This window comes from Helicobacter sp. MIT 14-3879, assembly GCF_003364125.1.
Map to the genome: position 1 here is coordinate 1 of NZ_NXLP01000043.1, position 10,677 is coordinate 10,677.

General features: G+C 34.3%; 9 protein-coding genes. 6 read left to right on the forward strand and 3 right to left on the reverse strand.

Annotation, left to right across the window (positions count from 1 at the left end; all coding sequences use genetic code 11):
- On the reverse strand, nt 1–947 hold a 947-nt coding region (gene hemB, locus CQA44_RS10040; RefSeq protein WP_115547109.1), incomplete at its 3' end, for a porphobilinogen synthase.
- 300 nt (nt 948–1,247) lie between these two features.
- Nucleotides 1,248–2,057, reverse strand: coding sequence for a tetratricopeptide repeat protein (locus tag CQA44_RS10045; protein ID WP_258865000.1), 810 nt, complete (start codon nt 2,055–2,057; stop codon nt 1,248–1,250).
- 137 nt (nt 2,058–2,194) lie between these two features.
- On the opposite strand from CQA44_RS10045, the gene CQA44_RS10050 reads away from it, so the two are divergent.
- From CQA44_RS10050 to CQA44_RS10070, 5 genes are all read left to right on the forward strand, one after another.
- Entirely contained in the window at nt 2,195–3,502 is a 1,308-nt protein-coding gene (locus tag CQA44_RS10050) for a Mur ligase family protein (RefSeq protein ID WP_258865001.1), read from the forward strand.
- 38 nt (nt 3,503–3,540) lie between these two features.
- A complete protein-coding gene (locus CQA44_RS10055) occupies nt 3,541–4,746 on the forward strand; it encodes a M23 family metallopeptidase (protein WP_115547110.1) in 1,206 nt (401 codons plus the stop codon).
- Between the two features lie 23 nt (nt 4,747–4,769).
- Nucleotides 4,770–5,783 carry a M23 family metallopeptidase gene (locus tag CQA44_RS10060; RefSeq protein ID WP_115547111.1) on the forward strand — a complete coding sequence of 338 codons (1,014 nt, stop codon included), beginning with the start codon at nt 4,770–4,772 and terminating at the stop codon, nt 5,781–5,783.
- Nucleotides 5,687–6,118 (forward strand): polymer-forming cytoskeletal protein, encoded by a 432-nt coding sequence (locus CQA44_RS10065; RefSeq protein WP_115547116.1) that lies wholly within the window; start codon nt 5,687–5,689, stop codon nt 6,116–6,118. The genes CQA44_RS10060 and CQA44_RS10065 overlap by 97 nt, the downstream gene beginning before the upstream one ends.
- A 693-nt stretch (nt 6,119–6,811) precedes the next feature.
- A complete protein-coding gene (locus CQA44_RS10070) occupies nt 6,812–7,951 on the forward strand; it encodes an efflux RND transporter periplasmic adaptor subunit (protein ID WP_115547112.1) in 1,140 nt (379 codons plus the stop codon).
- A 147-nt stretch (nt 7,952–8,098) separates the two neighbouring features.
- Here the strand turns inward: CQA44_RS10070 and lysA are convergent, their stop codons facing one another.
- Complete coding sequence (gene lysA, locus CQA44_RS10075; RefSeq protein WP_115547113.1) at nt 8,099–9,421, reverse strand: diaminopimelate decarboxylase; 1,323 nt, start codon at nt 9,419–9,421, stop codon at nt 8,099–8,101.
- Nucleotides 9,422–9,815: 394 nt separating this feature from the next.
- On the opposite strand from lysA, the gene CQA44_RS13285 reads away from it, so the two are divergent.
- A complete protein-coding gene (locus CQA44_RS13285) occupies nt 9,816–10,226 on the forward strand; it encodes a hypothetical protein (RefSeq protein WP_258865002.1) in 411 nt (136 codons plus the stop codon).
- Nucleotides 10,227–10,677: the final 451 nt, after the last annotated feature.

Below are 10,677 nucleotides of genomic sequence, written 5' to 3' on the forward strand. Positions count from 1 at the left end.
GCGTGATAACTAATAATAATATCCGCGCCAGCGCGTTTAAATCCAAGTAGATTCTCAAGCATTACTTTTTCATAATCAATCACACCCAATCTTTGTCCCGCTTTTAATAACGCATATTCACCGCTTACATTATAAACCGCAAGGGGCAACAAGCTCCTTTCTCGAATATCGCGCACAATATCAAGATAAGCTAATGCTGGTTTCACCATGAGAATATCAGCACCTTCTTCTTCGTCATTAAGACTTTCAAGGATTGCTTCTCTGCGGTTGGCACTATCCTCCTGATAGCCCTTTCTATCACCAAAGCTAGGGGTACTTTGAGCAACTTCACGAAAAGGTCCATAATATGCGCTCGCGAACTTAGTTGAATAGCTCATGATAGGTAGATACCAAAAGCCATTGTCCTCAAGGGCTTTTCGCATACTGATAATCTGCCCGTCCATCATGGCACTTGGAGCGAGCATATCCACACCACTTTGCGCCAAAATGAGACTTTGTTTAATGAGAATCTCAACCGTTTTATCATTATCTACAGTATGCAAGACAGAATCTAAAATGCCACAATGCCCGTGATTGGTATATTCACAAAAACACACATCAGCAGTAATAAACATATCAGGAAATTTCTGCTTAATAACACGAATGCTTTGTGGAATAATAGAATCTGGATTATAAGCTTCGCTGCCTTGCAAATCTTTTTTATCAGAGTGCGGAATTCCAAATAATAAAATGTGCAAGATTCCAAGTCGTTGTAATTCTTCACATTCTTTGAGAATATTGTCTAAACTCATCTGAAAGACTCCGGGCATAGACTGCATTTCATTCTTAATTCTTTGTCCTTCCACGACAAATAAGGGATAGATAAAATCATGTATATCTAGTCTATTTTCTCGCACCAAATCTCGCAAAGATCCATGAATACGCGTTCTTCTTTTGCGTTTAAACAACATAAAGTCCCCCTAATTGTAAATGATAAAATATGTTGTATTCTCAATGCAAATGCCTCCATTGAGAATCCATGATACTGCTCACTATGAAAATCTCTCAAATAGACAAAGTTAAGACACAACTGTTAATGTTTGTGATACTGACCCAACCTAACATTAAATTAGCTGCTCATGTTGCTACAAACCATCTCAAGTTAATCTCTGTTGAACTGCCTTTTAAGATTCCAATATTCAATATTCTTTGCCCAATCAAAGTATGCCCTTAAAGCCTTAGCCTTTCTAATAAAAATTGATTAAAATCTATAAAAATTCATTATAAGCATCGCAAGCACTAGAATTACCCAAATCGCATGACTTACTATATAATTCTTTAGCTTTTTTAAGGTTAAGCTCTGCGCCAACACCTGTGCGATAGTAACCTGCTAATTCATAACAAGCTTCCGCATTCTTAAATTCACAAGAGCGAGTGAGGAGAGCGAATCCTTGCTTAGCATTCTTCTTAATACCTTTGCCTGTTTTATGAAGTTGCCATGCTTCAACACACGCGGTAGCATTGTCTCCATTGCAAGCAATTTGTCTCGCATTTAATGCTTTTTGTCTTTGATTATGAATAAGAAATACTTGTGCATAAGCACGACACACTTCAGTACTATTGAGATTGCATTGTGTAGAATTTTTATCTGCAAAGGCTAAAGCCTGTTGGCATGCCACTTTATCATTATTCACACACTGTGTGAATAGTTCTTTGAATTTTGGGTCAAGTTTGTAGGCTGTTTGTCTTGATTTTGAACGTTGAATCTGTGGATTCTGTGTTAATTGAGAATCTTGCACACCACGAACCTCATCAACATTAAGCACATCAAGATTCTCCCAGCTTTTTGGTGTTTGAGGAGATGTAATAGTGCTGGTAGTAGAATCTGGTCCCAAACGAATAACCTCTACAGGGTCGTTAGTTTGAGCTTGTAATAATGCAAATGCAGCAAAGAATAAAAAAGAAACTTTGGTGTAGATATTATTCTTAAGTATTGATTCCAAACTCTGCATAGAAAAGCCAATTCCATGTAGCACATATCGCATAATTTTAGAAGTCGCATTGATAATATTACTCATTGATACCTCCACAAAATAAGTGGGACTAGAAAGCCATATTCTAACACAAAAGCTTAACCTTAATTGTTCTTATTTGCAGAATCATAAAGCCTAAATAATATTATAATACAACTTTAGCTACATTATAAGGAATCTTGATGTCAAATAGCTCCAAATCTCCCCTAACACGGATTCAAAGTTCAAAGCCTTCTTCCTTAGAGATTCCAAGTATCTATGATTATATGGAATCTAAAGCACAAGAATATACGATTTTTGAACCCTCAAGATCCCAGAGAATTTTTGCCAAACTTAAGCCTTATCTCTGCTTAAAATCTTTTAATATTCATATCATTGGCACAAATGGTAAGGGAAGCACGGGGAGATTTATTGCACAAAGCCTTTTTGAATCTGGCTTTCGCGTATTACACTTTACTTCACCCCATTTATTCGATTTCAGAGAAAGATTTTATTTGAATGATTCTATCATCAGCCATCAAGACCTAGAATCTGCTCATATATTTTTACAACAGTTGGACTTCATTGGTGAAGCTAGTTATTTTGAATACGCCACATTCCTAGCATGCGTATTAGCGAAAAAATGTGAATTTCTAGTTATGGAGGCAGGTGTTGGGGGAGAATATGACAGCACTTCTGTATTGGATTATCATGTAACTATTTTTACCCGTATTGGCATTGACCATAAGGATTTATTGGGAAATGATTTGCAAGCCATTGCAACAACAAAACTTCTTGCTGCGCAGGGTGAAATCTTTACACATTTTCAGGAAGATGACGTATTAGAAATGTTGGCAAACCTAACAGCCACAACGCGCAAAATAGGCTCAATTCATTATCTGACTAAAAAAGATATATCTGCACAAGAAGTAAGAAATCTAAGTCAGCAATACAACTTCCCCTACTTCCTGCAAGAGAATCTTGCCCTTGCTAATCTTGTATTGTGCTATATCAATCAGCATATAGCAAAGGCTAATCTTACGCAATCTAGGCTAAATTTACGAGGGCGATTTGAGATTTTAAATCATCATATTATGTTAGATGTTGGACACAATGAAATGGCTGCAAAAGCAGTGTTGCAGGAAATAAAAAACCATATAGGTAGAGAGAAATTTATCTTAGTCTATAATAGCTACAAAGGTAAAGAAGTAGCAAAAATTTTAAACATTTTTAAGAACAGTATAGAAAAAATAATTCTTTTTGAAGTTGCACATCCTCGAATCTTAGAAAAGCAGACAATGATAAAAATTATTGAAAAATTAAGTATTCCTTATAGTTTTTTCAGTCTAAATCAACAGAATCTTGATTATTTGAGTAAAAATTCGATACAATCTAGGATTAGTTTTTTAGAATCAACAAAAAAATATTTAGTGTTTGGCAGTTTTTCATTGATAGAAAGTTTTTTGCTTTGGTATAACAGCTTAAGAACCTCTATTAATGAAACACCTTAAGATAGTCAAATTTACAGGAACTCTCTCAAGGAAGGTGAATGGAACAAAAAGATAAACTCATGATAACAATTGTTGATGAGAATGGTTCAAAACAATTCACTATGACAAAAGTTATGCAAAAAGTTATTGCTTATGCAGGAGTTATTTTATTGTGTCTTATCATTGGAGGGTACTTTATTATGAACTCAATTACTCAACAACTTGAGAATATGAAAATTGCTAAACAAGACGCATTCAGTCAATTCCAAAGTATCCATGAACAAAATCTTTTTCTACAAGATGATATAGAGAGTAAATCCCAAGAACTTCTAGTTATTAAAGAAAAACTCAATGATTTAGAAAACATGATGGAGATGCGCAACTACAATAATGAGAAAACCTCCTCACAAGACTTGGACTTAGATAAACTAGAATCCACACAAAAAGCTACTATCTTACAAGTTATCCCAAATGGCAATCCTTTAGAGCTTTTTGAAATGAAGCAAAAAACCAAACGTAAAGCCTATGACTCTAGTCTGATGACCGTAGGCTATTCTCCATTGAGTAATTTTGTTAATATGGGCTATGACTATTACACAGGCAATAGCCAACCTGTTGTTGCTACTGCCGATGGCACTGTAGAATCTATACGCGATGACAATCAAAAATATGGTTATGGAAATCTCGTAAGAATCGTACATGCGCTAGGCTTTAGTACAGCCTATACCAATTTAGATAAAGTGACTGTAAAAAAGGGAGACTTCATTAGCAAAGGAGATATTATAGGTTATACAACTGCTAGTCCCGGTAAGAATCATATTAGCCTATATTATGAGGTCAGATTTCTAAGCGAAGGGCTAGATACATTATCTTTTATTGATTGGGACGAACAAAATTTCGGTGCAATTTTTGAATCCAACCAAAATGCCAATATTGATTTAAAAAGCCTTATGTGGGCATTAAATGATATTCTAAAACTCAATGACATATACTCACATTTTGCCTACACAGATATTAATAATCTGATTACAGAATCTCCAAAAGACCTTATGACGGTAACCAATTATAACACTACCCCTATGATTAATAACGCAATAAGACATATTCATCATGCCGATAGGACTAAGTCATCTAATGCTATGTTATCTCCGCAAGAGAATATTAATAATACTGCGCCAAATAAAACTTTTTCAATCCAAGATTCTCAATTAGTTAATTCTTTCATATCAGACGCAAAAAACAGTCAAGATAGCTCAATTAATTAAATACCTAAATACAAAGATTTGCCATGAAATTTGACAAGCGTCTTGTGATTATGCTAACTGATTCATACGGCTCACGTTTTATCAATGTGGATATGATTTTTAAGCAGTTAGTAGGTTATCTGCTCACTTTTATTCTAAGTGCGGGTGCTTTTGTTTATATTAGCATCACTGTTGTTAAGCAAGAAATTGACATTATTAAAATGCGTAACGCATATATAAGCGCAAAATTTGTTGATATGCAAAAACACAATGAAGAGCTTAACAAAGCTATTCAAGCCAAAAATGAAGAAATTGCACTTATAGGTGATAGATTTGAGAATCTTGAGAGCAGTATCATTGGTGAGACAAAGGACATCAATCCAAATTTACAAGATGAAATGCAAAATGAGAATCTCATTTATAATGAAAAGTTTATAAGCAATGAAGATTCTAGCCTGCTTAATCGAATTGATACGACTTCAATCACTGCTTTACAGAAATTCTTTATTATGAAATTTATTCCAAATGGTGCCCCCATACATATTCCTCTGCATATCTCTGCACCCTATGGAAAACGTTATCACCCTATACTTCATATTTACCATATTCATACTGGCACTGATATAATAGCACCTATGAATACGCCTGTCTATGCCACAGCAGACGGAGTAGTAGATTGGGCTAGTAATGGCGGTAATGGTGGATATGGTAAGCTTGTGAAAATATCACATTCATTTGGATTTCGCACCTATTATGCACATTTAAATGATATAAAAGTGCAGCGAGGACAATTTGTGAAAAAAGGACAACTTGTTGCGCTGACAGGTTCTACTGGAACTAGCACAGGACCCCACTTGCACTATGAAATTAGATTCTTGGGACAACCTATTGAACCCATGAATTTTGTTTCATGGGAAATGCAAAACTTTAATTCAATTTTTGAGAAAGAAAGGAGAATATCATGGCATTCTTTGCTCCAGATAATAAACAACCTACTGGGAAAGAAACAGGAGCTGCCACAATTATCGCAGCAAATACTAAATTTAAGGGAGAAGTAACTACAGATTGTCATTTTCACACCGATGGCGAATTTGAAGGCACTATCCATTCCAAAAATACCGTAATGGTTGGGAAAACAGGCATAGTTATAGGCGATATTTTCGCACAAAAAGTCATTATTAGTGGGAAGGTAGTTGGAAATATCGAGGCAAAAAGCATTGAAATCATGCCAAATGGCAGATTAGAAGGCGCGATTGTCTCTGATGAGTTAGTTATTGAAAGAAAGGGCATATTCTTAGGACAATCTAAGAACACGCAAAAAAATGACATACAATTACTAAAGAGTGCAGCTACTACTACAGCAACAAAGGCAATAGAATCTAAAAATAACTAGACTATTCACAAACAAGAACTATTTACACAAGATTTAGCGTCTAAAACGATAGGTTTATCTTGGGATAACTCTCTAAGCTGAAAGCTATAATTTAAGACTCTATGTCTTAATTGCCAAAATTCTTCACTCACTATCGGAAATACTTGCAATACACATATTCTGAAATCAGTAAAAATAAAGGGGGGATTGAGCATTGTGTTATACAAGATAGAATGAAGTAAAAAAATCAACTTGACAAGAAGCCATTTAAGTCAATGAATTGATTGTTGTGATTCTCATCAGATAGCTTTACTGCTCATCTTCACTTATCATAGTCATGTTTATTTTTATAATTACTTACAATCTCTTATTGTTTTAATCTCTCACAAAATACCAAATGCTGCATAGAGTGTTGGTGTCGTCATAGGCAAGTATGTTTTGCCCAAGCAACTCCATTTCACACAGTCTCAATCGCATAAGTGGAGATGCAAGGGAATACATTTGTATGGGCTTATTGCTTGTAATTCATTTCATCAGTCTATAAGCCTGTCGCAATATCAGATTCTGTTAATATAAATTATGAAATTTACAAGCCATCTCATATTTAGGTTTGTTTATTAAGATATTTATGTATATAATTCAATATTTATTTGCGCTTATAGATTTTACTCAAAAAACAAACCAATAGAAGATTATCTAACCTAAGGAAAATTTATGAGATTATTGTCAGCTAAAATCGGTATTCCTTACTGTTTTGTATTGAACACGTTGTCTATCATTTTGCTTGCAATGTTATTATTTGGCTGCTCTGAAGAACAAAAACAAGCAAATGTCGCTTCTTTATCTGTTAATACCCAAACAATCCAAACTCACAATATCATGCTTGATTTTGAATATCCTGCAAGATTAAAAAGCCTGCAAAGTGCGGAAATTTATGCGCGTGTTGAAGGAATTTTAATGGAGCAAAATTTTAAGGAAGGGGACATTGTGCAAGAAGGCACAAAACTTTTTAAAATAGACCCCACACGTTATGCAGCAAAGGTGAATATGGCACGCGCACAATATGAAGCAGCTCTCGCCAATCTCAATAAAACCACAAAGGATTGGAAAAGAGTAGAAAAACTTTATAAGCAAGGTGTATTAACCGTCGACCAGTACGATGATAGTCTCTACAATTACCAGACTGCTCAAGCAAATGTTGCTAATACAAAATCTTCTCTTGATGACGCCCTTATTGACTTGGGTTATACAGATGTGTTGGCAAGCATTACAGGCAGAATCGGCATGAGAGGCTATGATATAGGGAATCTTGTAGGCAGAAGCGGGGCAAACAGCGTTCTTGCCACTATTACACAATTAAATCCAATTTACATTGAATTCTCTATTCCTAGCAGTGATTTTTATTATATGCGCGGCTTACAAAAAGAAAATATCGCTGTAAATTTAATCTTAGGCAATGGATTGCCTTACAGTAAAAAGGGTAAAGTGGATTTCATTGACAGTGTACTAGATTCACAAACTTCATCCATTAAAGCTCGCGCAATCATCGATAATGATGAATATAAACTATTGCCCAATCAGTTTGTGCGCATTAAGCTTGAAGGCTTTGAGGCAAATGATTCTATTGCTATCCCACAAAATACACTGATGCAAGATAAAGACGGCAGTTATGTTTATCTGCTAAAAGATGGTAAAGCCACCGCCACAAGAGTAACACTTGGCAAAACACTTAAGAATAATGATATTCTCGTTGTAAGTGGATTAAAAAATGGTGATATTCTCATCACTAGTAATCTTAAAAAACTACAACCCGGTATGAATGTAGTAGAGACAGGTTCTGTTGCAAAAAAATGAAGTAAAATCACATTGACAGAATCTATTAAGTATCATGAGATTGATAACAATAAATCATTCAGAATCCAAAACTTAATAGCGTTTTACACTCTGCAGAACTTATATCGCAATAAAGCATTTTCACTATTTATGTCGATAGGCATTTTATCATACAGAAAATTTATTGTTGTTCAAATATCGTAATTCACTTTGAACACTCTCATCAAAAGTCTCTCTGTCTCTAATAAGAAAATGCTTATCTTTACTTATTCCCACTTCCGCTGGTTTCAAGCGAGAGTTATAATTACTTGCCATACTGTAACCATAAGCTCCGCTAGACTCTATTAGTAGCAAATCCCCTTTTTGACATATTGGTAATTCTCTATCTTTTGCGATATAGTCGCCACTTTCACAAATTGCTCCTACAATATCACATTTTTCTAGTGTTTTATTTGTGTCAGGTTGCTCACCTTGCCCAGATCCTAAATATGAAACATGATGATAGGCGCGGTAAAGACTTGGTCGCAATAAGTCATTCATAGCACAATCAATAATAATAAATTTCTTGTTGCTTGTCCTTTTCTCCCCTAAAACACGAGTGAGAATTGCACCGTTATTTCCTACAATAAATCTTCCCGGCTCACAGATTGCAGTCAAATCAAGTGCATCAATATGCCGCACAATCTGACTAATATAACCAGCCATATCAAAAGGGGTTTCATCATTATAACTGATACCAAACCCTCCTCCAATATCAAAAAATTTTAGTTCGATATTTGCACTCAATAAACTTTTTGCTAAATCTAAAATCTTATGAGTAGATTCTAAAAGTGGGCTAGATTCTAAAATCTGCGACCCAATATGATAGTGAATTCCTACGGGATTGAGATAGGGGCTTTTATGTGCATAAAGGTAAAGCCTTTTAGCGGTTTGTATATCTAAACCAAACTTGTTTTCATGCAATCCTGTAGAGATATAAGGATGCGTTTTGGCATCAACATCTGGATTTACGCGAATAGATATTCTAGCTTGAGCGAGAGAATTACCTGAACAATCTGCAATGTTAGATTCTCTTGTTTGCGTAGGGCTTTCAAAGAGTTCTCTAGCTATTTGCTCAATACGCAATAATTCCATTTCAGATTCCACATTAAGAAATAAAATCCCCGCCTTGAGTGCCTCTCTGATTTCATAATCTTCTTTGCCCACACCGCTAAAAATAATCTTATAACGTGGAATACCTGCCAATAATGCTCTTTTCACTTCATTAAAACTTACACAATCTGCACCGCTGCCAATTTTTGCTAATACATTAATAATGCTAAGATTTGAATTTGCCTTCAACGCATAACAAACGAGGGATTTAAACCCACCAAATGAAGCCTTAATATTTTTGTATTGTTCCTGTATAGAATCTAAATCGTATAAATACAACGGAGTGCCATAGATTTTTGCTAATTCTGCATAATCACATGAAGCCTGAAAATATTTCATAAAAAGCCTTAATAAACCCAACAATATAGAGTTATCAAAAATGACAACAATTCTAGCAAAAAACTAAAGTAAAGACAATATATGTTTATCTCTTAATAAGCATTTATTATCTGCCTATAAGCAACTGTGTAAGCAATTCAACAACTTGTATTGTCCATAATATCGATATGAGCAAAACATCTGAAGACAACAATTTGTATCTAATCACTTGATGTGCGTAAGAGCAAATTGCCTGATTAAATTTTTTGACACCAAACTCCAATTGCTATTTTTAATTGCATAAAGAATAATTGTATTTTTCTCCTTAATAAATATCAATTTAGCCAATATCAATTTAAATTATGATAAAATACTAGTTCGTAAATTTCAAGTTTATATTATAGAAGGTTGGTTTATGGATTCTACGAATATTATCTTTATAGCTGGTAGCTTTGTTGTCGTTGTTGTGCTTTTTATATTCGCGCTATTTAAATTTGTTTTATCCAATAAACCAAAAGAACGAGAATTTGACATTGATATACAAAACAGCTTTGGCATTGAAACCGTAATGATGGTATTAGACTCCAGTCAAAGCACATTAGAAGATCTGCAAGAAGTTATCGATAAGCTCTTTGAAGATTATAATAGGCTAGAACCTGATAAGCAAAAAATCAAAAACATTCTTATCGCACTATCCCTACATAAGAATGCACAAAAAGACATTATCATTGAGACACAAAAGAGATTTCAAGAGAAACATCCCGAACTTGAAATCGAACTTGAAAAAGCCGTCAAAAAGGGATTAGACAATCGCGGTCGCCGTTAAATATTTTCAAACCAACTAATAAATACCCATTATTCTATTCTCCGATTCATCTTATAATCACCACATCTAAATCTCATATTTTCTCTAAGTTTAAGGTGGATTTTCTATCCTTTTTGAAATTCAACTTTGCCATTTTTCCGCTTGTTATTTATAAAATATTCCAATAGCATAACTCAAATTCTCAGATTCCCAAACTTATAATTTTCTGCACTAGAAATATAAATTTCAATCTAATCTTAAACCCAATAATTATCCGTGATTTATAAAAACTATGCTAAAATCCCAAGCTATATTTTAGATTGAAAAAGGCTATGAAATGGATATATGTTTGAGTGCAGATAATAATTTTGCTCCCTACTTAGCAACCACGATGACATCAGTATTGGTTAATGCCAATGATAATGATACCATCAATTTTCATATCATTTCAAATAATATCGTTAGTGAAAAC